Origin of the sequence: Corynebacterium sp. HMSC056F09 (assembly GCF_001815785.1) — a bacterium.
In the GTDB taxonomy this organism is placed as follows: Bacteria; Actinomycetota; Actinomycetes; order Mycobacteriales; family Mycobacteriaceae; genus Corynebacterium; species Corynebacterium hiratae.
In genome coordinates this window covers 55,712-80,028 of the sequence record NZ_KV821940.1, presented here as the reverse complement: position 1 = coordinate 80,028, position 24,317 = coordinate 55,712, and the positions used below count along the sequence as shown (strand labels likewise).

Sequence of the window (24,317 nt, the reverse complement as noted above, 5' to 3'; positions counted from 1 at the left end):
AATGTCCGTGAGCTGGAGGAAGCCTTCGCTCTCTTCGAACTCGTGGAGGAACACGTACTCGATCCGAACCTTTTGCTGTCGGTGAAATGATTCGCCTTTTCAGCGCCCTCTTTCCCTCCGCGGAGGCCCGTGAGCACCTCGTACGGGCCGTGCGCCCGCTCAAGGACAATGGGCTGCGGTGGACGGATCCGGATAACTGGCACATCACCCTCGACTTTTTCGGGGAACAGCCCAATGACGCAGTGGAGGTCCGCGAGGCGCTGCGCGGCATTGAGGCGTCCCCACTCACGCTGAGCCTGAGCGGCGCTGGGTCTTTTGAGAAGCAGGTGCTGTGGGCAGGCGTCAAAGGGCAGGTCAAACACCTCATGCTTGAGCCATCGCGCCCGCATCTCACGCTGGCCCGAGTGGGGAGGCGGACGCGTGATCCGTGGCTCATCCCGGATGCGGTGCACGCACTGAGCGTCTACCGCGGCCCCGAGTTCGAGGTTACGGAAATCAACCTCGTCCAATCCTTCTTGGGAGAGGGGCGCGGCGGTGGGCCCCGCTACGAGATCATTGACGCATTTCCGCTGCGGTGATTTTCTCGATGAGCGTGTCCAATTCCGCGCGGCTGGGCTGCGAGAGCGGATTGACCACGCAGAAATCTAAGAGGAAGTAGCCGGCCGGTTGCAAGGCGGTGTGGCGCTCCCAGAACTCGCTGATATCGGAGTGGTTGGTCGCCAGCGATTGGATGCTACGCCGTTCCGAGAGCAGCTCGTAGTGCAGGTCGCGCCGCTGTGCCAGCGCTTCCTCGGGGGTCTTGATGAGTAGCGCGCCGAGCAGGGCGGCCATCGCCTCGAAGCAGCGCGTTTGCAGGCGGTAGTGGTTGGTCAGCTGGGCGCGCGGCTTCCACAGCCACAGGAAGAGCATCGCCACGACCACGGAGAGTCCAATCTCCGCCATGCGTGAGCCGATGGTGTGGGCCATGTGCTCCGAAGAGTTGCCCATGAGCAAAGCGAGCGGCGTGGAGAAGATAACGCACAGCGCGTAGTTCTTCACCACCAGAATCTCTGCGCAGAACTGGCAGAAGGCCAGCGCGAGCACCAACCCCCAGCCGTGCGGGCTGAAAGAGGCAATGAGCGCAAAGACGCACACGCCTAAGACGGAGCCCAGCATACGTTGCACACCGCGAATCGTTCCCGGAACCCGGTCCGGCCCCCACTGCAAGAGCAGGAGCACCGAGACCGCGCCCCAGTCCGGGCGGTTGAGCCCCAGCGCCATGCCAATGAACGCGGTGGCCAGGCCACCGAGCGCGATCTTTTCCGCTGTTACCACCGCGTGGGAATTGCCCACCGCGGCGCGGTAGAAGCGGTAGCGCATCGTCGGCTTGGTGTGCGGGATGGTGGTGCGGTCCGGGTCCACGTAGGTGGGGGAATCAGACAGCTCATCCGAGTTGCCGCCGACCTGCTTGTGGTGCGCCACGATGCGCTGCTGCGCGGCCAGCGCGCGGTGCACCAGCTCTGCCTGGGCGGGGTGGCGGATGCGGCCGCCACGGATGACGCCGGCGTCGGCAAGCGCTTGCCACGCCGTGGAAATCGCGGATTGCGCCTGGTGGTGGCGAGCCAAGAAATCGCTATCAGAGTTCACGAAGGCATCGGCGGCCTTCTCCAATGCGGCCACCGCGCGGGTCTCCGGGCCGTGCGGATCCCGAAAGCGCGGCAGCATGCCCAGCACGTAGCTGACCAACACGCCGGCCAGGCTCCATGCGGCCACCTCCCAGGGCGAGACCCCGCGCAGCATCGTGGAGCCGCCGGCCACCATCACGATGAAGAAGGAACCCGGCGGCGGCAGCCGCAGCGCATTCTGCACGAACGCGCCGGTCGTCGCCAGCACCACCGTAAACACCGCGGACAGCGCCAGCCCATGCACGCCGACGAGGGAACCGGCCGTAGCCGCCAGCGTGAGCAGCCCGCCAGCGGTGAGGATCACGCGGCGCCGCGTGCGGTAGGGGTGCCCCTCGCCATAAATGACGGAGAACGCGCCCGCCGAAATGAGCAGTACCGCATCCGAGTGACCCGTCGCTACAGCGATCCCGCCGGGGATAATGATCGCCAACGCCGCGCGCAGGGCACCGGGCCAGCGGCGCGCGGAGGTGTTAAAGGCGGTAAAGAGCTGAAGTGCATTAGGACGTTGCGGCAGTGGGTGTTCCATATCGGGAGAACACCTTACTCGTTTCGCCGCGATCCACGAGCCGGCCATCCTGCAGGACCGCCACCGTGGGGCATAAGTGGCGCACGACGTCGATGTCGTGGGAGACGAAAACCAACGTCATGTCCTTTGTCACGCGCTGCAGCAACTCGAGGACCTGGGCCCGCGAGGTGGCATCCAGGGCCGAGACGGCCTCGTCCGCCAGCAGAATCTCCGGCTTGCCCACCACGGCGCGCGCCAGCGAGATGCGTTGGCGCTGCCCGCCGGAGAAGTCCCGGGGATAGCGCTCGAAGCCGTCGATGCCGACCTCCCGCAGCACCGCCTCGGCTTCTTCGCGCGTCCCGCCGCCCTCGGCCACGATCTTCCAGATAGGCATGCGCGGGTTGAGCGAGCCTTTGGGGTCTTGGAAGACCATGTGCACACGCTTCTTCACCGCCACCGTCCCCGACGTCGGCTCCGCCAGCCCCGTGAGCAGCTTGAGCAGCGTGGATTTGCCGGAGCCGGAACCGCCGACGATGCCGAGGCGCTCGCCCTCGCGGACGGTGAGCGAGACATCGTCCAGCGCGGTGACCCCGCGGTAGGCCTTGGTCACGTTCTGCAGCTCGATGACGGGCTCGCCCAGGGCAGGCATGGGCGGCGGGGTGAGGTTGGGAGTGGTGAGTTCACCGATGCGCACGACGCGGTCGCACACGCGCTTGACGACGTCCTGGTCATGGCTAATAAACAGCAGCGCCGTATCCTCCTTATCCGCGGCATCCACGATGGTGGACAGGATTTCTTCCTGGGTGAAGGGATCGAGTGCGGTGGTGGGCTCATCGCAGATAAGCAGCTTCGGGCGGCGGGCCATGGCCATCTCGATGAGCGCGCGCTGGCGCTGCCCACCGGAAAGCTGGTGCGGGAAGCGGTTGAAACCGGGCACCTTCATCAGCGGGTCGAGCGCGGTCATGGGCTCTTGGAAGACCATGGCCAGCGGCAGCTTGCGCAGGTCACGATCGCGCATGCCCAGCAACTCCTGGCCGTTGAAGCGGATGGATCCGGTGGCCTGCAGGTTGTCGGGTAAAAGCCCCATGATGGCCAAGGCGGTCAGTGACTTGCCGCTGCCGGAATCGCCGATGAGGCCGACGCGCTCGCCGGGTGCGATGGAAAAGGAGAGGGGGCCGACAGGGCCCACGCACAGATCAGTGACGGTCAGCATGGCTTCCTAGCAGGTTGAATCCGAGGACGGTGCCGGCGATGGCCAGCCCTGGCCACAGCGCCTGGAGGGGGTGGGTGGCCAGGAGGGGCTGGGCGTCGTGAAGCATGCGGCCCCACGAGGCGGTCGGCGGGGCAGTGCCCAGGCCGAGGTAGGACAGGCCGGCCTCGGCGAGGACGGCCAGCGCAAAGTAGACGGAGGCCTGGATGGCCACGATGCCGCCGAGGTTGGGCAGCACGTGCCGCCACGCGATGAGCGCCGGCGGCACGCGCGAGATGCGGGCGGCGGCGATATAGTCCTGGGTCATGATTTGCAGCGTGCCGGAACGGGTGACGCGGATGAAAGAGGGAATGCCGGCGATGCCGATGGCGATGGTCGCCGTGAGCGTCGACGAGCCCCACACTGCGCCGGCGACGATGGCCAGCAGGAGCGCCGGGAAGGCGAGCAGCAGGTCGGTGGCCGCCATGATGACGCTGCCGCCGCGCATCCCAGCAATGATGCCGAGTGGCACCCCGATGAGCGCTGCGATGGCCACCGCCACCACACCGACTAGCACGGTGATCTGGGCGCCGGCGAGGATGCGGGAGAAGGTATCGCGCCCGAAGCGGTCGGTGCCCATGAGGTGCTCCAGGCTGGGGCCGGCCAGGCGGTCGGGGGAGATGAGGTTCGGGTCATAGGGCGTCCACACCAGGGAGACCATAGCGAGCAGGATGGTCAGGCCCACCAGAATATAGCCGGGTTTCATCGCGCCTCCTTCAGCCGCGGATCGATGACCCGGTAGGCCAGGTCCGTGAGCAGGTTGACGGTCAGCGTGAAGGTCACGAAGACCATGATGAGGGTCTGGACGGTGGTGAGATCGCGGGTGGAGACGGCGTCGAGAAGCAGAGAGCCCAAGCCGGGGATGACGAAGACGTTCTCGATGACCACCGCGCCCACCACCAGGGTGCTCAGCTGCACGCCGGTGACTGTGAGCACCGGCAGGGCGGCATTGCGCAGTCCGTGACGGATCAGCGCCTCGGTGCGGGATTCACCCAGGGAGCGGGCGGTGCGGATATAGTCCTTGTCCATTTCCTCGCGGAGGGTGGCGCGCACGTAGCGCGTGAGCATTGCGCCTTGCACCAGTGCTAACGAGATGACCGGCAGGACGAGGTGGCTTAAGCCCTCGCGCGGTAGCTGCCAGCCGTTCGCCGGCAGCCAGCCCAGGTGCACGGAGAACACGGCGACGAGCAAAATACCGACCAGGAAGCTGGGCACCGCGATACCCAGCTGCGTGGCGGCATTGAGCACGGGGAGCCTAAAGCGGGCCAGCAGGATGCCCATGGGGATAGCCCCGGCCAGGGCGAGGGCGATGGCCAGCCCTATGAGCAACAGCGTAACCTGCGCGCGATCAATCACCAGCGGAGTGATGTCCTGCTGCGAGGACAGGGAGATGCCGAAGTTGCCGGTCAACAGCCCTTTCATCCACTCTAGGTATTGAACCAGCAGCGGGCGGTCCAAGCCCATGGAGTGGGTCAGCTTCTCCACGGCCTCGTTCGTAGCGTTGACGCCCAAAGCCACGCGCGCCGGGTTGCCGGGCACGGCCCGCATGAGCAGGAAGATGATGATGGAGGCGGCCCACATGGTGCCGAGGAAGCGCAGTATTCTCATCGCACCCCTCGCAATTCAATGGCATCGGTGATTTGGTTCGGCTGCAGGCCAGTTAGGCCTTCGCGGTAGAGCACGATATTGGGCATATTCATCAGCGTCAGGGCAGGCATGTCCTCCATGATCTGGTCCACGGCCCCTGTCATGTCATCCTGCTCCAACAGCGTGCGGGCCTGCGGCGAATCGTAGCCGAGGTAATAGTCCGGGTTGCCAAAAATGGTGGGGATATCGCGCGGCTCGACGTGCGCGACGAGCGACATCTGATAGTCCTTGGCCCCCATCACCTGGCTCAACCACACAGCGGGGAACTCGGCGGTTTCCAGCGTGACCTCAAAGCCCATCTCCGTCAGCTGCGAGTAGAGGAACTCGGAGAGCGTTTGCGTATAGGGCAAGCTCGGCACGGTGAGTGTGAGCGGCGTGCCCACCGCCCCGGCCTCTTCCATCAGAGCGCGGGCGCGCGCCGGGTGATAAGGGTAGTAGTCCTTCCCGCTAAACCAGGGGTCAGTCGGCGGGACGGGCGCGCCGCCAGTGTCCTGCGCGCGGCCCTCCCAGAGGATGTCGTTGGCCGCCCCACGGTCGATGCCGTAGGCCACGGCGCGGCGCACGCGGGGATCGTCGAAAGGCGCTGCTTGGTTATTCATGGATAGCAGCACCTCGCCGTTCGTGGTGCCCACGGCGGTTTCGATGGAGTCATCGAGGGTGTCGAGCAGCTCGGGGTTCTGCACGCCCCACACCGCATCAACCCCGCCGGAGCGCAGCGCGTTGACCGCGGTGAGGGAATCCGGGAAGTAGCGGATGGTGATGTCTTCGGCAGCCGGGGTGCCCCAGTAGTCCGGGCGGGCGCGCAGGGCGATGTATTCGTTGGGGGAGAAGCCGGCGACGGCGAAGGGGCCGGTGCCCACAGCGTCAGTGGGGGTGCGCATCGCGCCAATAGCGGTGCCCATAGACCATAACCACCCAGCGGAGGGGCGGTGAAGGGTGACAACGAGCGTGTGATCGTCGACAGCCGTGGCGGATTCCACCACGTCCATCTGGGTGCTAATGCCGTTCGTCCACTCCGTCTTCACCGCGTTGATGGACCACGCGGCGGTGTGCGCGGTGAAAGCCTCGCCGTTCGAGAAGGAAGCCTCACGCAGGTGGAAGGTGTAGCGCGTGGAGTCCACCTCCCAGGACTCGGCCAGGCCGGGCACGATCTCGCCCTCCGGGGAGATGCGCACCAGGGTTTCGTAGACGTTGCTTATGAGGGCTGCCGGGATGGCGGCGCCGCCGACGGTGGTGAAATCCAGGGAGGTCGCCGGCGTCGTGGTGGCCAGCGTCAGCGCGGCGGAATCAGAATCAACCACTGCTGTGGAGCCAGCAGAACACGCGCTTAACGACGCCCCCACGACCACCCCCAGCGCACCAATCCAGGCCCTCATCATCCTTCCGACAGCTTGACCTCGAGCGGGGACGTGGTGCCGCGCACGTTCGTCATACCAAGCGTCATGCGGTCCCCGAGGTACAGGATTTCGGTGCACTCGACGGGATGCCCGGAGTGATCCGAGATGTCGAGGTGCAGGCGCCACAGCGGGGTGCCGGGGTCGATATTGAGGGAGCGCGCATCCTCCTCGCTGGCGGACGCGAGGGAGAGCTCGCGATTGACGTTGTCGAAGTCTACGCCCTGCTTACGTAGGTGATCGTGGATGGACTCGTTGTCGGCATCGAAGTTGAGGATGTGGCTGCCCACGTCCAGTGGGAAGAACATGCGCTCGATGGCGATGGGCATGCCGTTGGCGCTGCGCACTCGGTGCACAAAGATTACGGGGGAACCTGTCTCTACCCGCAAGAACTCGGCTTCCCTATCGGTAGCGGGGCAGCGCCCCAGCCACAAGGTGGACGCGCCGGGCTCGAAGCCGCGCTCGCGCAGCCAGTGCGTCACGGAGTAGATGGAGTCGAAGGACTCGGAGGTGAAACGGCCGAGGACAACGGAGCGGCGGCCGCGGCCGGAGGAGATGAGGCCTTCCGAGCGCAAAGCCGCGACGGCTTGGCGCACGGGGCCGCGGGAAGAGGAGAATTGTTCGCAGAGTTCGGCCTCGCTGGGCAGAAAATCACCGGGAGAAAGCTTCTTGCTGCGAATGAGGTTGCGCAGATAATCAGCGATCATGCTGTGTTGCTGTGTACGGCGAAGGGCCACCGAGATTCTCCTCTATGTAGAACAACGCTGTGAGGGGTAAAGATGTGCGTACGCGCGCCTGCGCGTACGTCTACATCTGCCACGCTTGTGCCAGGTTACTCATGTTACCCAACGCGGCCTCGTGGCTTGTGGATTGCAGGGAAATCATGAGCTCGTCCGCCTGAGCCAACTTCTGGAAGTCGGTGAGATACTCACGCACGTGCTCGATGCTGCCGACTGCGGAGTACTGAAGCATGCTGATGATCTGCTGGCCTTGAGGGGAATCGATGATACGGGCCACGTCGGCGTCGCTGAGCTGCTTGCCGCGGCTGACGAAGGCCTTAACGCGGCGGAAACAGACCTTCTCGAATTCCTCTTCTGCGTCATCCCCAGCGGTGACGTTGACGCCGGCGATGACATAGGGCTCGGGGTGGGCTTCGGAAGGCTGGTAATTCTCGCGGTAATAGGCCGTGGCGGCTTCCAGGTGCTGCGGGGCGAAGTGCGAGGCGAAGGCATAAGGCAGACCGAACTTGGCTGCCAGCGAGGCGCCGAAGAGCGAGGACCCCAGGATGTAGATCGGCACGTTGGTACCGTGGCCGGGGATGGCCTGCACACCGGGGACGAGAGATTTGCCGGAAAGGTAGCCCTGCAGCTCCTTGACGTCCTCGGGGAAGCGCTCGGCGGCGTTTCTATCGCGGCGCAGGGCGCGGCCCAAGGTCTTCATGTCGGTGCCGGGCGCGCGGCCTAGGCCTAAGTCGATGCGGCCGGGGTAGAGTTCGGCGAGGGTTCCGAATTGTTCGGCGATGACATAGGGTGCGTGGTTCGGCAGCATGACGCCGCCGGAGCCCAATCGGATGCGCTCGGTCTTCGCGGCGATGTGGGCGATCAACACCGCCGGGGAAGACGAGGAAATGGAGGGCATGTTGTGATGCTCGGTGTACCACATGCGCTCAAAGCCCAAGGCCTCCGCCTGTTGCGCTAGCTCGACCGACCTAGCCATGGACTGAGAAGGGGTCTCCCCCTCATAAATGGTGCAGAAATCGAGGATGGATAGAGCGGCGCGGGGCGTCATGAACTACTCACTTTTCTTCGGCGAGGATGTAGATACAACGTCGATGATAACGCCGATGGCAAAAGCGAGGAGCGTGGGAACTACCCAGCCCAGGCCAACGTCTTGGCCAGGGGAGAAGCTGAGCGGGGCGCCGAAGGAGGTGGCGGCGGACCACAGGACGGAAACCCACAGCGCCAGGCGGAAGCCCCAGTAAAAGGTGACCCACTTCTTCACTACCGGCTGCAGAAGCGTCAGCGCGATCAACGAGATAGCCGGCGGGTACAAGAACACGATGAAGGGCACCGCGATGGCAAGCACCGTGTCCAGACCCTGGAAGGCGAAGGCGATGGACAGTGCGGTAAACAAGCAAGCCCAGAAGTGGTAGGTGGTCTTCGGTACCAGCATGGCGAAGAACTCCGAGGTGGCGGAAATCAGGCCCACGGCGGTGGTCATGCACGCCAGGATGACGATGGCGGAGAAGACGGCCTGGCCGACGTTGCCCATGGTGAGATTGGAGGCGTCGGCAAGCAAGGCGGCGCCGGAATCGTAGGAGGCACCGTTCGGCATGGTTTGGCCGATCCACGCCAGGCCCAGATAAATAGCGGCGAGCAGCGCGCCGGCGATGACGGTGGAAGTGATGGTTCCGCGCAGCAGCGCCCGGTCGGTGGAGAAGCCCTTGGAACGCAGCGAGGTCACGATGACGATGGAGAAAGCCAGGCCCGCGATGGCGTCCATGGTGTTGTAGCCCTCAAAGAGACCCGTGACGAAGGGCGCGGAAGCGTACTCCTCAGTCGGGGTGCCGGGAACGCGGGGATTCGCCACGGTAGCGAGGGTGATGAGGACGGCGAGCAGGATGACCAGTGCCGGGGTCAGGAACTTTCCTAGGGTGTCGATGATGTCATTCGGGCGCCAGGCCAGGGCCAAAGCGATGAGGAAGAAGACGACGTTGAAGGCACCGTTGGCAAAGGTGCCCTCCCACCCGAGCAGCGGGGTAATCGCAGTCTCCATGGAGACCGCGCCGGTGCGCGGCAGGGCGTAGAAGGCACCGATGGCCAGGTAGGCGATGACGGAGAAGGCCACGCCGAAGATCTTGCCGCCGTGGTTTCCGATGTCTCGCACGGATTGACCGGAAATGGCCACCGCGATCACCGCCAAGACCGGCAGTGCCACGCCAGCAGCGAGGAAGCCCAAGGTGGCCGGCCAGAAGTTGGTGCCGGAGGAGACACCGACCTCCGGCGGGAAGATGAGGTTGCCCGCTCCGAAGAACATGGAGAAGAGCATGAGGGAGGCAACGATCACGATGCCGATGGGCGAGCTCGTCTTCGAAGCGGACTGGGCGGGGGCCTGAACGTCATTTATGGACATTTTTCTAAGGATAATGCCCATGACATGAGATGTAAATTTTAGCTAAATGCTTTCTCCAGCCGGTCGAGCGCCTCTTCCAGCAGCTCACGTGAGGTTGCGAAATTAAGACGGGCATGATGCTCGCCGCCCGTACCGAAGGTGACACCCTCGTTGAGGGCTACCTTGGCGTGCTCACGCACCCAGGCCGCGGGCTTCGGGTCATCCCCAATGGCGGTCTCGCTAAAGTCCAACCACAGCAGGTAGGTGGCCTGCGGGTGGGAGGTCTTCAATCCCGGCACGCGCTTGGGCAGCTCCTCCACCAGCCAGTCGCGGGTCTTCTTCAGATACTCGATTTCCTCGTCGAGGAACTCGCTGCCGTGGCGGTAGGCTGCCTCTGCCGCCAGCACGCCGAGCGTGCCAGTGCCGTCCTTGGCCACGCCGGTCAGCGAGTTCCAGCGCTCGACGTCCGCGGTGTTGGAGAAGATCACCTGCGCGCACTTTAGCCCTGCGGTATTCCATGCTTTGGACGTGGCGGTGACGGTAATAACGCGGTCGGACAAAGCGCCGAGCGGGATGTGGCGGCCCTCGTAGACCAGCGGGGCGTGGATCTCATCGGAGAGGATGCGGGCATCGTACTTCTCCGCCAGTTCCACGAGTCCCCGCAGCCAATCCTCGTCGAAGACGATGCCCAGCGGGTTATAGGGGTGGGAGAGCAGGATGGAGCCGGCGCCTGCCTGGAAGGCGCGCTCGATATCGTCGAGCTCCAGCGAGGTTTCAATCTTCTCGCGCCCAGCGGTCTCCGGCAGCTCCAGCAGCGGCGGGTAGGAGGGAACCGGCACGGCCACCGCACCTTCGGTGAAGTACTGCACGCCTAGCAACAAGCCGCGCACCACATCCCCGATCCAGAAGACGTGTTCTGGGCGCCAGCCGTAGCGCGATTCGTAGAAATTTGCTATTGCCGCGTTGAGCTCGGAGGCCTTGGGCGCTGGGGTGTAGCCGAAGGATTCGGCGTCGACCGCCTCCTGGATGGCCTCCTTGACCGCCGGCGCGGTGAGGAAGTCTGATTCGGCGATCCACAGCGGGATGACGTCTTCGTCATAGACGGTCCACTTGCGGGTGCCGCGGGCGGAGAGTTCTTTCAGGCTAGGGAAACGCATGCGTCCCACCTTACTCGTCGGTGGCTTGGACGAATCCGTATTTTTTCAATCGCTGCCGGTCGGCGGCGGAGGCGGATTGGGTCATGCGCAGCAGTTCAGCGTAGATTCCGCCGGACTGCGCCAGCTCCGCCGGCGAGCCGATCTCGGAGATGCGGCCGCGGTCCAGGGTGATGATGGTGTCCACGTCCGCGATGGTGGACAGGCGGTGCGCGATGATGAGCGTGGTGCGGTCCTTCATGAGCTCGTCCAGACCCGCCTGCACGGCGCGCTCGGCCTTGGTGTCCAGCGCCGAGGTGGCCTCGTCGAGGACGAGGATGGGGGCGTCTTTCAGCATGGCGCGCGCCACGGCCACGCGTTGCTTCTGCCCGCCGGAGAGCTTAAGGCCGCGCTCGCCGATGACGGTGTCGTAGCCATCGGGGAATTCCTCGATGAAGCCGTGTGCATTGGCGCGCTTGGCGACGTCCACGATCTCCTCCATCGTCGCCCCCGGCTTGCCATAAGCGATGTTTTCCCGAATGGTGCCGGAGAAAAGGTAGGACTCCTGGAAGACCACGCCGACCGAGGCGCGCAGGCGCTCCGCAGTAAGTTCCGCAGTGTCGTGGCCCAGTACCGTCAGTTTTCCCTCCGTGGGCTGGTAGAGGCCCAACAGGAGGTTGACCAGGGTGGACTTGCCGCCGCCGGACTCGCCAACGAGCGCGACCTTGTGGCCCTCCTGGGCGGCGAAGGTGATATCGGCGACGACCGGCTTATCCGATTCATAGGAGAAGGAGACATCCTCGAAGGCAAAAACCGGGCCTTCTGCGGGGCGCAGTGGCTCGGCCGGGGTGAGGTCGAGCTCCGGCACGTCGGAGGTTTCAGCGGCGGCGACCAGCTGCGGGTTGACGGTGGGCTCCGGGATTTCTTCCATGACCTTGAAATAGTCCTTGGAGCCGGCGATGGCGCGCTGGCTGACATCCACGATCCAGCTCATCATGAACACCGGCTGCTTGGCCATGTTCACCAGCTGCAGGAGCATGACCATGTCACCGATGGAGAAGTGGCCCTCCAAGGTGCGCCAGAAGATTAGGCCATAGATGCCCAAGAAGATCAGCGCCATGGCCGCGCCGCGCGCGGTGTCCATGGAATGCCACCAGCGCGACTGCGGCTTCGTGGTATCCACCACCGTGCGGTAACGCGAACCGAAGGAAGCCAGCTCGCGGGCCTCGGCGACGAAGGACTTGGTCACCTTCACCTGGCCGATGACCTCCGCGAAGCGCCCATTGGCCACGTCGATATTCTCGTTCTTAATGGCCTCAAACTTCTGCCAGCGCTCTGAGGTCAGCGCGGTGAGCCACATATAGATGGGGAAGAGCGCGGCCAGCAGGATGGCCAGCGGCCAGTAGTACACCGCGGTGATGACCAGCACCGCTGCGGCCTGGATGAGCATGACGAAGAAGTTATTGGAGAAGGACTGCAGGAACTGCGTGATATTCGCAATCGAGCGGTCCAAGCGCGCAATGATGGTGCCGGTGACCTGGTTATCGTAGTAGCCCTGCGGCACGGAGAGCAGCTTGGCAAAGTAGCGCGTCGAAAGAATCTGGCGCAGGCGTGCGACCATGACATCGCCGATATAACCGCCGATGTTCTTCACCACGTTGCCCAGCGCGTCCGCCACGAAGAGTGCCACGACCCACCACAGGATGGTGCGCAGCGGACCGCCCGCGACGACGGTATCGGTGGCTTCGCGGAGGATGAAAGGTGTCAGCAGCGACAGAATCGCGGTGACTGACGCGGTGACTAGGACGCCAAGATAAAACGGCCATAGGGCGGAGGCGCTGCGGACGATGCGGAGAATAGAGTTCATCGCCGGCCGATGTTACGCCCTTAATAGGAATATCCAACCCGTCGACTAAGGTAGGGGAGAAACCGAAATCGTGATGGAAAAGGAACCGCGGTGAAGAAATACCTCCCCCTAGCGTGCGCCCCGCTGTGCCTGGCTGCTCTATCAGGCTGCAGCATCCTCCAGCCGCCGGACGTGGGCCCGCAGGACAACATCGTGGTGTCTAGCTCGGAGCCGCCGACCTTTGAGGCCAAGGATGTAGACGCTCATGAGGTCACCTCCAACCTGGCGGCACCCGTCAAAGATGAGGGGCTCAACGTGGAGTTCGAGCTCCAGGGGCTGTACTCCGGCGGCGGTGGAACGGTGCTGACGGTGAAGATTCACAACCTCAACGAGGTGCCCCTGCCTGCCGACGCCCTCGCGGAACCCACCTTGGAGCGCGCCGACGGCAATGGCGGCTGGGCCACCGTGGATCCCGTCCCTTATGACCCGGAGGTCAACGTGGACCTGGCCGCGCCGGGCTTGGATCACCCGCTGGGCGCCGGTGCGTCCACCAACCTTCAATATGTCTATAACGTTGCCCCAGGCAACCTCTGGAACGCGCGCTTTAGCATCGGCAACGTGCGCTATGTAGGAGACCTCAATCTATGACGGAACTCGTCGTTCTAGCCTCGCCGGAGGGCAAGCCCGCCGGCACCGCTGACAAGGCCGCCGTACACACCGCAGATACCCCGCTGCATTTTGCCTTTTCCGCGTGGGTGGTACGCGATGGCCAGCTGCTGCTGACCCGCCGCGCCCTGTCCAAGCTGACCTGGCCCGGCGTGTGGACCAATTCCTTCTGTGGGCACCCGGGCCCGGATGAGCCGACTGCCGACGCCGTGGTGCGCCGCGGCCGCTTCGAGCTTGGGCTGACCGGTACGCCGCGCTTGGTGTTGCCGGACTTTGCTTACCGCGCGGTGGATTCCTCCGGCGTGGTGGAGAATGAAATCTGCCCGGTCTACCTCTTCGAGACCGAAGACGATCCGACGCCCAACCCGGAGGAGGTCGACTCCTTCGCGTGGGCCCCGGTGCGCGATGTGCTCGCTGCCGTCGATGCCACGCCTTTTGCCTTTAGCCCGTGGATGGTGGAGGAGCTGACCCACGAGCCGCTGCGCGCGGCCCTTCTGGCCTAGAGCAAGCTTCCGTCCTGAGCAAAGGCCGCCGAAATATAATCCAAGCTGGAATACGCCACGCGATGCTCGTCGTTATCCAGGTTGTACTCCCAGATTGCGTGCTCCGGGCGGTAGGCCTCGAATCCGGGCTCGCCTGTGCGCACAAAGTCCTGCAGCCACTGGGCTAGCGGCGTCCTGCCGAAGAGCGGACGCAGCTCCTCGCAGTGCAGGGCCGGGCCCGAGGATCGGGTAAATTCCACCATCCAGGTCTTCCCCGGAGCCTTCTCCGCCACCTCGGCCGCCCACCGGCGGATGATGGAATCGCCCACCATTCGGCCCATCGGGCGGTCCTTGTCCATGTGCTGCGCCACCTGATACCAGGGCGTGAAACCGTTGCGGGGAAAGCCGAAGCGCGGCGCCGCATAGCGCAGGATGAGGGCACGGAAAGGGGAGCGGTCGACCTTCTGCGTGGCTGGGATGTTGTAGAACTCGTCGCGGGTGCTGGCGAGGATGAGGGGGACGTCGGCAAGCTGCCCACACTCCAGCGGGGTGGGGCCCAGCGCCATATCGAGGCTGTACTTCTTGCGGAACTTGGCGTAGCCGGCGGCGAGCTCCTCCTGGCTCATCGCCGCCAGGGAGGAACGCGTGATGGGCTTCTTCATCACCTGGCGCAGAGTGGCGCTGCGCTCCTCGAAGGTTTCGCGCGGAAAGCCCGGGGACAGAGCTAGCGCTCGCCGAAACGCCCCTCGGTAGTGGTCGCGCCGGCACAGCCACAGTACGGCGTTGGCGCCGGCGGACTGGCCCAAGATGGTGACGTTGGTGGGATCGCCGCCGAATGCCTCGATGTTGTTCTGGATCCATTCCAAGCCCAACTGCAGGTCCTCGATGGCGCGGTAGCGGTCGGGCTCGTCATCACGAAAACGGGCAAGCCCCGGCAGACCCACACGATAACCGAGTTGCACGTGGACGATGCCCGCCTGCGCGGTCGGCGTGCCCTCCGCGCGGGGATCCTCGTGGGAACCGTGCTCATAGCGGCCGCCGTGGATATAGACCAACGTCGGCGCCAGGGACGTCGCGCGGTTGCCGGGCGCGGGGGCGGTGATGGTCAGCGCGATCTTCTCCGGGTGAGGGGTGCGCGCATCCTGGTCACGTGGCGGTGCGGGTTCGGGGTTCTCAAAATCCCCGGGGATGTGGGAGTACTCGATGGAATGGAAATGGGCCACGTCCTCATCGAGGTAGCCGGTGATGGTGCCCGCGGGGCAGGTGACGGTGAAAGGTGCACGGCTCATGCACAACAGGCTACCCTGAGGGCATGGAATGGCTCGTGCAGGCGCCGGTGTGGGTGCAAATGGCGGTGCTCGCCGTCACGGCGGTGCCGGCCGCAACCGTCATGGGGTGGCTCCTGATGTGGGCAATCGACCGGGTGTATTCGTGGCTTGTGCCCGTGACTAGGATGAAGAACCATGACTCCCGATGATCACCGCGAAGGCCTGTGGGACCCCGAGCGCTCCGAACATGTCCACCGCAAGCGGGCACTGCCTAAATCCCGAGTGAGCGTGACCCTGTGGCTGATGATCGCGCTCATCGTCGTGGTGGCGGTGGTGGGCGTCGTCCTTTAAAGGGACGACGCTTTAGCGCTCGGCCCCTGGCCTCTTGGCGGCTTGGGCGAGGCGCTGGTAGAGCTCCTGCTTCGGTAGATCCTCCAAGAGGACGGGCTCGCCGGCGGTATTGCACAGCGGGATGCACCAGTTGGGGTACTGGTCCTTCGTCGTGCCCGGCTGGTTCTGTGCGCGCACGTCACCGACCATATCCACCACATTGGTGACCGTCAGCGCCGAGGGAGTTCCCGCAACATAGCGGTGCAGGGCAACCAGCACGTCCTCTTCATTCTCGCGATTGTCCAACATGCCATAGGCCTGCAGGTTGTCCTTGACCTCTTCCTGCCACGCGCGGTCCTCGGCCTCTTCTTCCGCCACCGGGCGGGTCAACAGACCCAGGCGGGCGCGCAGTGCGATGTGGTCACCGCGCAGGAAGGCGAGCGTTGGCGGCAGATCGTGCGTGCCCACCGAAGACATCGCCATGTGGCGGTATTGATCCTGCGGGCGCGGGGTGGGCCCTTCGTTGGCGTGCTCAAACCAGATGATCGTGGTGCCGAGTACCCCCATATCGCGTAATGCATTTTGGACCCAGGGCTCGAGGGTGCCCAAGTCCTCACCCACGAGGACAGCGCCGGCGCGCTCGGCCTCGAGCGCGAGGATGCCGAGCATCGCTTCCCAGTCATAGGTCACGTAGGTGCCGTTGAGCGGGGTGGACTGGCGCGGGATCCAGTACAGACGGAACAGGCCCAGCACGTGGTCGACGCGCAGACCGCCGGCGTTGCCCAGCATCGTGCGCAGCAAATCGCGCCACGGCTCGTAGCCGGCTTCTGCCAGCCGGACCGGGTGCCACGGCGGCTGCGACCAGTCCTGGCCCTGCTGGTTGTAATCGTCCGGCGGAGCACCCACCGAGCACTGGGGAGCCAGGTACTCGGAGAGGTTGACAGCATCGGCACCCGCGGGGTGGATGCCCACGGCCATATCGGTGATAAGCCCGATGCTCATGCCGGCGTCGAGCGCGCGGCGCTGGGCGGCATCCAGCTGCTCATCGCAGAGGAACTGCAGCCAGGAATAGAACTCGGCCAAGTCGTTGACGTCGAGGCTCAGCGCGTGGCGGCGACCACTGTGGCGCGAGAGTTCAGTCTCTGCACACCACAGCGCGAAATTGCGCAGGCCGCGGCCCTCGCGGCGCTGGTACTCGCTGAAGGCGGTGCGGCGCTCCGGGGTCATTCCCTGGTTGAAGAGCTCCTGCAGCACCTGCAGCTTGGCCTCGAAGATGGAATCGCGGTCGATCTCTTCGGCAGACCGGTTGCGCTCGCGGAACTCGGCGGCAAGCTCGGCGACGTCTTCCTGAAGCTCCGGGCTGAGCTGTTGCAGCTCCGGAATATCCTCGATGCGGATGTAAATCGGGTTGATGAAACGCCGCGTGGTGGGCAGGTAGGGCGAATCCTCCACAGGCGGGATCGGCTCGCCCGCATGGAGCGGGTTGATAAGGAGGAAGTCATAATCCGGCGCCAGTACCTCCGCGAGTTCGGCTAGGTCTCCGAAATCGCCCATGCCCCAGGACTTTTCGGAGCGCACCGAATACAACTGCGCCATCGCGCCCGCGGCGGGGCGGTCGAGGAAGCGATCTGCTGTGTTCAGATGGTTCGGCACGACGATGAGCGGGCATTCGTGCTCGCCGATACCCGGCGAGGACAAGTGCAGCTTGTGAAAACCTAAGGGCAGGTCCCCGGGAACGTGGAAGCCGGCCTCGCCCCACATGGTGCCGGCGACGTCGGCAGCCGGGGCGTCGTTCGGATCCTGGTAAGTCGGCCGCGTCTCGCCGTTTTCCAGCTCGATGGTGACGGTGACAGGGTCGCCGTCGTGGACGTGGACGACGAAAGACTTTTCGGCACCTTCGCGGGCCACCACGCACGGCGGCAGCGGGCGGGAGGCGCGCTCGAGATAATCCTCGAACAGGGCTTGGGTTAGCTCCTCATCGTCCGGACGGTCGGAGATAGAGACGCCGAGTGCGCGCAGCGTATAGGTAATTGTTTCCTCGCTGACGTACACGGGCTGTCCGTTCTGGGCGGTGTACTCGCAGGCCACGCCGTGGCGTTGGGCAAGTTCTTGAAGCAGATCACGGGTAGTCACATCCCCCAATTGTGCCACGCCCTCCCTGCGCGCGGGAGAAATCCGGTTGGTAGAGTGGGCTGGAATTTAATTTTTGTGGGAAAGGACACAACTGTGACTTTGAATGAAGCGCATACGAAAGCGGAGTTCGAGATCAAAGACGGGGAGACCTGCCTTACCGCCATGATGGCTACGGCACACGCCCGCCCACATGGCGTGCTGTTTACCCGTCCCGCGAACTATGAGTGGGTCAACGTCACCGCCAAGGAATTTGTGGAGGAAGTCTACGCGGTGGCCAAGGGCCTCATCGCTTTCGGCGTGGAGCAGGGCGACCGCGTGGCACTTATTTCTACCACCCGCTATGAGTGGTCCCTGCTGGACTACGCCATCTGGGCGGCCGGTGCCATCTCCGTTCCGGTATACCCCTCTTCGTCGATGTCACAGGTCCAGTGGATCATCGAGGACTCCGGCGCCATCCTCGCCATCACGGAAACCCGCGAGCACTCCGAGCTGGTCAAGCACCTGAAGCTGCAGGAGGATGGCACCCCGCAGCTGCATGGCTCTCCCTCCCAGCTGCGCCGCGTCCTGGAGATCAACTCTTCCGCCATCGATACGCTGAAGTTCGAGGGCCGCGATGTCAGCGACGATGCCGTCGACCAGCGCATCGAAGCCACGAACACCGATGACGTCGCCTCGCTGGTGTACACCTCTGGCACCACCGGGCGCCCCAAGGGCTGCATGCTGACCCACCGCAATTGGCTGGCAGAAGCCCGCGGCCTGCTGACCAACCCCATCGGTGCCATCGCTGTGCCGGGTGCGCACGTTTTGACCTTCCTGCCTTTGGCACACGTCTTTAGCCGCGCGGTGTCACTGGCGGTCACCATCGGCGGTGCCTCCCAGAACCACTGGTCCGATTTCGGCACCATCACCATCGAATTCGCGCGCTCCCGCCCGAACCTGATCCTCGGCGTGCCGCGCGTGTTTGAGAAGGTACGCAACGGCGCGTCCGCGAAGGCCCACGCCTCCTCCGCATTCAAGGGTGCAATCTTCGACCAAGCTGAAAAGGTCGCCATCGAATACTCCAAGGCGCTGGATACTCCGGAGGGGCCTAACCGAGTCCTCAAGGCCAAGCACAAGGCCTTTGACAAGCTGGTCTATTCCGCCATCCGCCAGGCGATGGGCGGCGAGGTCAAGTACTGCATCTCCGGTGGTTCGGCCATCTCGCAGGACTTGCTGCACTGGTACCGCGGCATCGGCGTGACCATCTACGAGGGCTATGGCCTGACGGAGACCGCAGCGGCTGCCGCCGTGGACTTCGTGGACCAGTCCATCGGTACCGTCGGCCCGCCGCTGGGTGGAACGACGCTGCGCATTAACGACGACGGCGAAATCATGATCAAGGGAGATATCGTCTTCAAGGGCTACTGGCAGAACGAGGAAGCCACCGAGAACTCCCTGCAGGACGGCTGGTACAACACCGGCGACCTGGGTGAAATCGATGAGGACGGCAAGCTCGTTATCACCGGCCGCAAGAAGGACCTCATCGTCACCGCCGGCGGCAAGAACGTCTCGCCGGGGCCGATGGAAGATATCCTGCGCTCCCACCCGCTGATTTCCCAGGCCATGGTGGTCGGCGACGGCAAACCCTTCATCGGCGTCTTGCTCACCCTCGATGAGGACGCGCTCAAGCGCTGGAAGGCCGATCACAACATTTCCGCGACCAAGGGCATGCGTGAGGTAGCTGCTGATCCGGCACTGCGCGCGGATATTCAGGACGCCATCAACCAGGTCAACGCTACGGTCTCCCACGCCGAGGGCATTAAGAAGTTCGTCATCCTCGACCAGGACCTCACCGAGGAAAGCAACGAACTCACCCCCACGATGAAGGTGAAGCGCTATGTCGTGGCGCAGCGCTACGCAGCGGACATTGAGCGCCTCTACGCCGGCAAGAAATAAGGCTGGATGGAGTCTGTGAATTCCTTCGGAGTGTCGCGCAGACCCACGGGAGAATCTCTAATAGAGTCAGCGGGGTCAGAAAAACTCTAAACCTCAACTAGAGGTTCTCGCGGAAAGGGCAGCCTATGCACAAAATCGCAGCCGAGCTGCGCCACCGTGAGCTGACCCAAGAAATCTATAACATCGGCGACGAAGTCGTTGACTACATTGAGCACCTCATCGAGGCCATCGAGGACTGGGATGATGAACTCTCCCTCGACTGCTTGGCTGAGCTGGGGGACATCGTCGAGGACGCCCGCGTGGATTCCGGGCGTTGTGTCGGCGAACTCATCGGCCTGCGCCACGCGCTGGTCTCCGGGCTGAAGTCCGGCACCATCTCGGCTGCCTCCTCCGGCGACAACGACGTTGAGGAACCGAAGCAGCTTACCGCCCGCGCGCTCGCTGAGGGCCTGCCCATCTCCGGCCCGCCCGTTGTGGTTTCGGAGCTGGCAGAAACCCTGCGCGGCCGCACCGCCGCGGTGGCCGCCTACCTGCGCGAGCTGGTTGAGTACGTGCTGGCGCAAACCGACGCCGTGGCCCGCAACCTCGATGTGGTCTCCCTGCCGAACCTGTACAAGCGCGCCGGCGAGTCCGCGCTCATTGCAGTGCAGGCCTGGCGCCACACCGTCGTTGAGGCACACCCCGCCTTCGTGCGCACCATGCGCGGGCATAACCCGCCGCCCTTCCTGGAGGAGCGCGCGCGTATCGACGCCGTTGTTGCCCGTGTGCGCGCCAAGCGTCAGAAGAAGGCCGCCACGACTGCCTAGTCGCCGCATCACAGACTTCCTTGTTGCCAACACACAAGGATTACCTAAGAAAAGCGCCACCGAGATTCCCTCTCTCGGTGGCGCTTTTCGCTGTTAGCGTGTCACGTCTAGCTTCGTGTGCCACGCCTAGCTTTCCGTGTCACGCTTAGCTTCGTGTTCCCCCGTTTAGCGCGTAAGCGCTAGACCCCCGGGTTCTTCGACGCCGGCACGGCCTGGTCCAGCTGCTCCGTAATCTGCGGCCACAGCTGGCCCATGATGTCATCCCAGGTGAGGATCCACACCGTCTTGTCCTTGGTGGGCTTGCCCACGACGACGAGCTGCTCATTGCGGGCGCGCATCTGGTCCAGCGTCTTCTGCACGGTGGAGGAGGAGCCCACCGCCAGTGCGGGGCGCGAGAAATCTAGCACCGGAGTTTCCGGGTCCGCCAACAGGGTGTCGCGCACATGGACGATGCGGGGGATGCGCGAGGTACGCGGGTAGACCAGCACGCGCATGATGGACTTGCGTACTACGAGCTCGTGGAGCTCGGCCACGGTGGCATCGGAGGAAAGCGGCAGGATTTCCGAGCCGTGCTCGCGGGCCAACTGGGCCGCGGTGGAGGCTTCCAGCTCGATGACGCCGGTGATCTGGTTCGCGGAGTCGTCGTCAAGCGTGCCCGTCAGGCGCGAGTGCTCGACCAGATGGCGCAAGGTTTCTGCGTCGTAGCCGGCTGCACCGGCGCGGTCCACAGGTTCTTCACCAGTCATGCGGACCAGCTTGTTGGCCATCTTGTTAATCCAGATCAGCAGCGGGCGGAAGAGCCAAATGAAGCCGCGAGCAGGGACCGCGATGAGCTGCAGAGCCGTTTCCGGGTGGGCAATGGCCCAGGACTTCGGCGCCATTTCACCGATGACCAGGTGCAGGAAGGTCACGACGAAAAGGGCCAGCAGGAAGGAAACGACGTCAGCAACGCCCAGCGGCAGGCCAAGGGCCTCCAGTGGCGTCATCAACAGGTGATGGACCCACGGCTTGGTCACGGCACCCAGGACGAAGGTCGCGGCGGTAATGCCCAGCTGGGCGCCGGCCAGCATGATGGTCAGCTCATTGAGCGAGCGCAGGCCCGCACGCGAGGCCGCTGAGGACTCCGCGGTTTCTTCCAAGCGGTTGCGGCGAGCGCCCATGAGGGAGAATTCGATGACCACGAAGAACGCGGAAGCAGCGATGATGAGCAGGGTGACGATGAGGTTAAACCACCAGGTATCAGTCATTAGTCATCTTCTCCTTCCGGGAATTCCTCCACCAGCTCGAGTGATAGGACGGAGGGGACGTGGCGGTCGATTTCCTCGACGCGCACGTTGAGCGTGCGGATGGGGGCTTCGTCGCCATCGACCCAGTCTTCCGGCTCGGCCTCAAGCTCGATGGAAAGCTCTTCGCCTTCCTCCGGCAGCGTGCCGGAATGAGCGATGAGCAGGCCGGCGACGGTTTCGAAATCGCCCTCTGGCAGGTCGTGGCCGATGGCGCGCTCCACCTCGTCGATGGGCGTGTCACCGTCGACGATCCAGTGGGTGTCGTCCTGTTCGGTGATCTCCTCGGTTTCTTCGAGATCGTGTTCATCGGTGACATCGCCGAGGATTTCCTCGGCCAAGTCCTCCATGGTCACAATGCCAACGAAGCCGCCGTACTCGTCGATAACGCAGGCGAGTTTTTCGTCGGCGTCGCGAAGCTCGGTGACGACGTCGGGAAGCGGCATGAGCTCCGGCACCACCACGGGGTTCTTCATGATCTCGCGGGCCGGGGTGGCCAGGGGCAGCTCACTGCCCAGCACGTCGTAGAGGTGCACCACGCCGATGGGATTATGTTCATCGTCGATGATGGGGTAGCGCGTGTGGTTCTCCGACATCATCTCGCGCACCTCACCGATGGTGGTCTCCGGCTCGATGACGTCAACGCGCGAGCGCGGGATCATGGCGTGGCCCACGTCGTGCTCGGGAAAGTCGAGGAGGCGGTCGAGCACCAAGTAGGTGTCCTCATCCAAATCGCCCGCCTCGTGGGAGGCGTCCACGATGGACTCTAGGTCATCGGTGGTGGCGGAAGAATCGACATCCGCCACCGGCTCGATGCCAAAGACCTTGAGGATGGCGTTGGAGGAGTACTCGAAGAAGTGGATGAGCCAGCCGAAAATCTTGAGGTACCACATCGTCGATGCGGACAGCCACAGCGCTGACTTCATGGGGGCTGCGATGGTGTAGTTCTTCGGGAAGAGCTCGGCGAAGAGCATGGTGAGAACCGTCGAAATAGCAAGCGCCGCCACGGTGCCTACCGCGACGGATACACCCGTGGGCACGCCCACGCCGCCCAGCAGCTGGCCCAGGCCTTGGCCCACGAGGGGCTCGGCCACATAACCGATGAGCAGGCCGGTAATCGTGATACCCAGCTGCGCGCCGGAGAGCATGAAGGATGTCTTTTGCGTGATCTTTAAGGCGCGCTCCGCGGGCTTATCCCCAGTCGCTGCGCGCTGGCGCAGCTGCGTGCGGTCCACCGACATGAAGGCGAATTCCTGCGCCACGAAGTAGGCGTTGGCCACGATAATGAGAGCGATGACGGCGAAACCCGCCACAATCATCAGGATGGCAGATAACACGGCTTACCCCACCGCCTTAAGGAGGCGGCGGGGACATCGACTCGGAGGTTCCACTTAAAAGAGGCCTTTCTTCACTATCGGGGTTGCAAATCTGCACTATAGACTACCGCTTTAACGGCGCTGTCGGATACTTTGTTCCCATGGATCCCTTTGGTCTCTACATTCACGTTCCTTTCTGCGCCTCCCGTTGCGGCTACTGCGACTTCAACACCTATACCCCGGGTGAGCTGGGAGGGGACCTGACCAGCGATTATCTGGCTGCTCTGGAGAAGGAACTGGAGATGGCGGCGGCCCAGGTGGGGCGCGAGGCCGAGACGGTTTTTATTGGCGGTGGCACGCCGAGCCTGCTGGGCGCCGACGGCCTGGGCCGTGTCTTGTCGAAGGTTCGCGACACCTTCGGCCTCGCCCCGGACGCGGAGGTCACCACGGAATCCAACCCGGAATCCACCTCGCCGGAGTACTTCGCTGGGCTTCTCGACGCCGGCTTCACCCGCCTTTCCCTGGGCATGCAATCCGCCTCCCCGGGGGTGCTCGCCGTGTTGGAGCGAGCCCACACGCCGGGCCGGGCCTTCGATGCGGCGCGCGAAGCCATCGATGCGGGCTTCGAGCACGTCAACTTGGACATGATTTATGGCACGCCGACAGAAGAAGATGCCGACGTTGCCCTGACGCTGGAGCGTGCCCTGGAGACCGGGGTGGATCACATCAGCGCGTATTCGCTCATCGTGGAGGATGGCACGCGTATGGCCCGCAAGGTATCGAAGGGCCTGCTGCCAGCACCGGATGAGGACGTGCTGGCCCGGCGCTATGGGATGATCTCTTCCACGCTCGAGGCCGAAGGTTTCGAGTGGTATGAGGTGTCCAACTGGGCCAAGCCGGGCGGGGAGTGCCAGCACAACCGCATCTACTGGGTGGACGGCAATTGGTGGGGCGCGGGCCCGGGCGCGCATTCGCACCTGGGCAACGAGCGCTTCTTCAACGTGAAAAACCCGCGGACTTACATTAAGGCCGTGGGCGAGGGGGAGCTGCCCATCAAGGAGCGCGAGCAGCTCAGCGCCGCCGACCGCCACACCGAGCGCATCATGCTGGGCCTGCGCCTGCGCGAGGGCATCCCGGCGTCCTGGCTCGCGCCGGCCGCCGAGCCCGTGGCCGCGCGTTTCATCGAGCGCGGCCTGCTCGAGCGTGCCGGTGAGCGCCTCCGCGTGACCAAGGCGGGCCGCCTGCTCGCGGACGGGATCATCACCGACCTCCTTGTGGCTGAAGACACCGCTCGTTAGCGGCTTGCCCCACCTGCGGGCCGGCCTCCAAGTCCGCATCAGCTGGCCCACTAGCGGCTGGCTTCGACCCTCGTAGATGGTTCCAGTGAAAAGGCTCCAGTCAGAAGGTTTGTTTGGGGGGCAAACAAACCTTCCTTGGGCTGCAAGAAGGTTCGTTTGGGCACAGGTAAACCGTATGACCCGAACCATTTGAGTAGAACCACTTGGAAGCGGCGGTGAACTACCTGCCCGTAGTCGTTGATTTCCACAGC

The 24,317-nt window shown here is 64.1% G+C and carries 21 protein-coding genes; 7 read left to right on the top strand and 14 right to left on the bottom strand.

What is annotated here, in order from left to right:
• Positions 1-86 precede the first annotated feature (86 nt).
• Complete coding sequence (gene thpR / locus HMPREF3056_RS07515; RefSeq protein ID WP_083317793.1) at positions 87-578, top strand: RNA 2',3'-cyclic phosphodiesterase; 492 nt, start codon at positions 87-89, stop codon at positions 576-578.
• On the opposite strand, the gene HMPREF3056_RS07510 is transcribed toward thpR, so the two are convergent.
• The 10 genes from HMPREF3056_RS07510 to HMPREF3056_RS07465 all read right to left on the bottom strand — a co-directional run bounded on the left by HMPREF3056_RS07510 (position 553) and on the right by HMPREF3056_RS07465 (position 12,570).
• Positions 553-2,190 (bottom strand): FUSC family protein, encoded by a 1,638-nt coding sequence (locus tag HMPREF3056_RS07510; RefSeq protein ID WP_070754467.1) that lies wholly within the window; start codon positions 2,188-2,190, stop codon positions 553-555. The two genes, thpR and HMPREF3056_RS07510, sit on opposite strands and share 26 nt — an antisense overlap.
• Positions 2,162-3,382, bottom strand: a complete 1,221-nt coding sequence (locus tag HMPREF3056_RS07505) for an ATP-binding cassette domain-containing protein (protein WP_070754466.1) — start codon at positions 3,380-3,382, stop codon at positions 2,162-2,164. Before HMPREF3056_RS07505 ends, HMPREF3056_RS07510 begins: the two co-directional genes overlap by 29 nt.
• The gene (locus tag HMPREF3056_RS07500) at positions 3,366-4,124 is read right to left on the bottom strand and encodes an ABC transporter permease (RefSeq protein WP_070754477.1); all 759 of its coding nucleotides are present in this window, start codon (positions 4,122-4,124) and stop codon (positions 3,366-3,368) included. Before HMPREF3056_RS07500 ends, HMPREF3056_RS07505 begins: the two co-directional genes overlap by 17 nt.
• Complete coding sequence (locus HMPREF3056_RS07495; RefSeq protein WP_070754465.1) at positions 4,121-5,026, bottom strand: ABC transporter permease; 906 nt, start codon at positions 5,024-5,026, stop codon at positions 4,121-4,123. The genes HMPREF3056_RS07500 and HMPREF3056_RS07495 overlap by 4 nt, the downstream gene beginning before the upstream one ends.
• Positions 5,023-6,441 carry an ABC transporter substrate-binding protein gene (locus HMPREF3056_RS07490; RefSeq protein ID WP_070754464.1) on the bottom strand — a complete coding sequence of 473 codons (1,419 nt, stop codon included), beginning with the start codon at positions 6,439-6,441 and terminating at the stop codon, positions 5,023-5,025. The genes HMPREF3056_RS07495 and HMPREF3056_RS07490 overlap by 4 nt, the downstream gene beginning before the upstream one ends.
• Complete coding sequence (locus tag HMPREF3056_RS07485) at positions 6,441-7,166, bottom strand: GntR family transcriptional regulator (protein WP_246822481.1); 726 nt, start codon at positions 7,164-7,166, stop codon at positions 6,441-6,443. The genes HMPREF3056_RS07490 and HMPREF3056_RS07485 overlap by 1 nt, the downstream gene beginning before the upstream one ends.
• A 100-nt stretch (positions 7,167-7,266) precedes the next feature.
• On the bottom strand, positions 7,267-8,247 hold the full coding sequence (locus tag HMPREF3056_RS07480; RefSeq protein WP_070754462.1) for an LLM class flavin-dependent oxidoreductase: 981 nt from the start codon (positions 8,245-8,247) through the stop codon (positions 7,267-7,269).
• Positions 8,248-8,250: 3 nt separating this feature from the next.
• Positions 8,251-9,591 (bottom strand): branched-chain amino acid transport system II carrier protein, encoded by a 1,341-nt coding sequence (gene brnQ, locus HMPREF3056_RS07475; RefSeq protein WP_070754461.1) that lies wholly within the window; start codon positions 9,589-9,591, stop codon positions 8,251-8,253.
• A 38-nt stretch (positions 9,592-9,629) separates the two neighbouring features.
• Positions 9,630-10,727, bottom strand: coding sequence for a MalY/PatB family protein (locus tag HMPREF3056_RS07470; protein WP_070754460.1), 1,098 nt, complete (start codon positions 10,725-10,727; stop codon positions 9,630-9,632).
• 10 nt (positions 10,728-10,737) lie between these two features.
• Positions 10,738-12,570 carry an ABC transporter ATP-binding protein gene (locus HMPREF3056_RS07465; RefSeq protein ID WP_070754459.1) on the bottom strand — a complete coding sequence of 611 codons (1,833 nt, stop codon included), beginning with the start codon at positions 12,568-12,570 and terminating at the stop codon, positions 10,738-10,740.
• Between the two features lie 90 nt (positions 12,571-12,660).
• On the opposite strand from HMPREF3056_RS07465, the gene HMPREF3056_RS07460 reads away from it, so the two are divergent.
• Together HMPREF3056_RS07460 and idi are read left to right on the top strand one after the other, a co-directional pair.
• Positions 12,661-13,197 carry a hypothetical protein gene (locus HMPREF3056_RS07460; protein WP_046649026.1) on the top strand — a complete coding sequence of 179 codons (537 nt, stop codon included), beginning with the start codon at positions 12,661-12,663 and terminating at the stop codon, positions 13,195-13,197.
• Complete coding sequence (idi, locus tag HMPREF3056_RS07455; RefSeq protein ID WP_070754458.1) at positions 13,194-13,718, top strand: isopentenyl-diphosphate Delta-isomerase; 525 nt, start codon at positions 13,194-13,196, stop codon at positions 13,716-13,718. The genes HMPREF3056_RS07460 and idi overlap by 4 nt, the downstream gene beginning before the upstream one ends.
• On the opposite strand, the gene HMPREF3056_RS07450 is transcribed toward idi, so the two are convergent.
• The gene (locus tag HMPREF3056_RS07450) at positions 13,715-14,986 is read right to left on the bottom strand and encodes a carboxylesterase family protein (protein WP_070517885.1); all 1,272 of its coding nucleotides are present in this window, start codon (positions 14,984-14,986) and stop codon (positions 13,715-13,717) included. The two genes, idi and HMPREF3056_RS07450, sit on opposite strands and share 4 nt — an antisense overlap.
• A gap of 174 nt (positions 14,987-15,160) precedes the next feature.
• Between HMPREF3056_RS07450 and HMPREF3056_RS13485 the strand changes: the two genes are divergently transcribed.
• On the top strand, positions 15,161-15,316 hold the full coding sequence (locus HMPREF3056_RS13485) for a hypothetical protein (protein WP_168162657.1): 156 nt from the start codon (positions 15,161-15,163) through the stop codon (positions 15,314-15,316).
• Between the two features lie 12 nt (positions 15,317-15,328).
• On the opposite strand, the gene malQ is transcribed toward HMPREF3056_RS13485, so the two are convergent.
• The gene (gene malQ, locus HMPREF3056_RS07445) at positions 15,329-17,428 is read right to left on the bottom strand and encodes a 4-alpha-glucanotransferase (RefSeq protein ID WP_246822480.1); all 2,100 of its coding nucleotides are present in this window, start codon (positions 17,426-17,428) and stop codon (positions 15,329-15,331) included.
• A gap of 93 nt (positions 17,429-17,521) precedes the next feature.
• Here malQ and HMPREF3056_RS07440 point away from each other — a divergent pair, with 93 nt between their 5' ends.
• Both HMPREF3056_RS07440 and HMPREF3056_RS07435 read left to right on the top strand, forming a co-directional pair.
• On the top strand, positions 17,522-19,363 hold the full coding sequence (locus tag HMPREF3056_RS07440) for an AMP-dependent synthetase/ligase (protein WP_070517883.1): 1,842 nt from the start codon (positions 17,522-17,524) through the stop codon (positions 19,361-19,363).
• A gap of 125 nt (positions 19,364-19,488) precedes the next feature.
• Positions 19,489-20,169: a hypothetical protein gene (locus HMPREF3056_RS07435; RefSeq protein ID WP_070513599.1), complete on the top strand. Its 681-nt coding sequence runs from the start codon at positions 19,489-19,491 to the stop codon at positions 20,167-20,169.
• A gap of 179 nt (positions 20,170-20,348) precedes the next feature.
• On the opposite strand, the gene HMPREF3056_RS07430 is transcribed toward HMPREF3056_RS07435, so the two are convergent.
• Both HMPREF3056_RS07430 and HMPREF3056_RS07425 read right to left on the bottom strand, forming a co-directional pair.
• Entirely contained in the window at positions 20,349-21,416 is a 1,068-nt protein-coding gene (locus tag HMPREF3056_RS07430) for a CNNM domain-containing protein (RefSeq protein WP_070754456.1), read from the bottom strand.
• The gene (locus HMPREF3056_RS07425) at positions 21,416-22,789 is read right to left on the bottom strand and encodes a hemolysin family protein (RefSeq protein WP_070754455.1); all 1,374 of its coding nucleotides are present in this window, start codon (positions 22,787-22,789) and stop codon (positions 21,416-21,418) included. Before HMPREF3056_RS07425 ends, HMPREF3056_RS07430 begins: the two co-directional genes overlap by 1 nt.
• A 140-nt stretch (positions 22,790-22,929) precedes the next feature.
• Between HMPREF3056_RS07425 and hemW the strand changes: the two genes are divergently transcribed.
• Complete coding sequence (hemW, locus tag HMPREF3056_RS07420) at positions 22,930-24,066, top strand: radical SAM family heme chaperone HemW (RefSeq protein ID WP_070754454.1); 1,137 nt, start codon at positions 22,930-22,932, stop codon at positions 24,064-24,066.
• Positions 24,067-24,317: the final 251 nt, after the last annotated feature.

Excerpts from the sequence above, each read along its gene's own strand:
- thpR (WP_083317793.1), top strand. The coding sequence starts at position 87 with ATGATTCGCCTTTTCAGCGCCCTCTTTCCCTCCGCGGAGGCCCGTGAG.
- HMPREF3056_RS07510 (WP_070754467.1), bottom strand. The coding sequence starts at position 2,190 with ATGGAACACCCACTGCCGCAACGTCCTAATGCACTTCAGCTCTTTACC.
- HMPREF3056_RS07505 (WP_070754466.1), bottom strand. The coding sequence starts at position 3,382 with ATGCTGACCGTCACTGATCTGTGCGTGGGCCCTGTCGGCCCCCTCTCC.
- HMPREF3056_RS07500 (WP_070754477.1), bottom strand. The coding sequence starts at position 4,124 with ATGAAACCCGGCTATATTCTGGTGGGCCTGACCATCCTGCTCGCTATG.
- HMPREF3056_RS07495 (WP_070754465.1), bottom strand. The coding sequence starts at position 5,026 with ATGAGAATACTGCGCTTCCTCGGCACCATGTGGGCCGCCTCCATCATC.
- HMPREF3056_RS07490 (WP_070754464.1), bottom strand. The coding sequence starts at position 6,441 with ATGAGGGCCTGGATTGGTGCGCTGGGGGTGGTCGTGGGGGCGTCGTTA.
- HMPREF3056_RS07485 (WP_246822481.1), bottom strand. The coding sequence starts at position 7,166 with ATGATCGCTGATTATCTGCGCAACCTCATTCGCAGCAAGAAGCTTTCT.
- HMPREF3056_RS07480 (WP_070754462.1), bottom strand. The coding sequence starts at position 8,247 with ATGACGCCCCGCGCCGCTCTATCCATCCTCGATTTCTGCACCATTTAT.
- brnQ (WP_070754461.1), bottom strand. The coding sequence starts at position 9,591 with ATGTCCATAAATGACGTTCAGGCCCCCGCCCAGTCCGCTTCGAAGACG.
- HMPREF3056_RS07470 (WP_070754460.1), bottom strand. The coding sequence starts at position 10,727 with ATGCGTTTCCCTAGCCTGAAAGAACTCTCCGCCCGCGGCACCCGCAAG.
- HMPREF3056_RS07465 (WP_070754459.1), bottom strand. The coding sequence starts at position 12,570 with ATGAACTCTATTCTCCGCATCGTCCGCAGCGCCTCCGCCCTATGGCCG.
- idi (WP_070754458.1), top strand. The coding sequence starts at position 13,194 with ATGACGGAACTCGTCGTTCTAGCCTCGCCGGAGGGCAAGCCCGCCGGC.
- HMPREF3056_RS07450 (WP_070517885.1), bottom strand. The coding sequence starts at position 14,986 with ATGAGCCGTGCACCTTTCACCGTCACCTGCCCCGCGGGCACCATCACC.
- HMPREF3056_RS13485 (WP_168162657.1), top strand. The coding sequence starts at position 15,161 with ATGACTCCCGATGATCACCGCGAAGGCCTGTGGGACCCCGAGCGCTCC.
- HMPREF3056_RS07435 (WP_070513599.1), top strand. The coding sequence starts at position 19,489 with ATGCACAAAATCGCAGCCGAGCTGCGCCACCGTGAGCTGACCCAAGAA.
- HMPREF3056_RS07430 (WP_070754456.1), bottom strand. The coding sequence starts at position 21,416 with ATGACTGATACCTGGTGGTTTAACCTCATCGTCACCCTGCTCATCATC.
- hemW (WP_070754454.1), top strand. The coding sequence starts at position 22,930 with ATGGATCCCTTTGGTCTCTACATTCACGTTCCTTTCTGCGCCTCCCGT.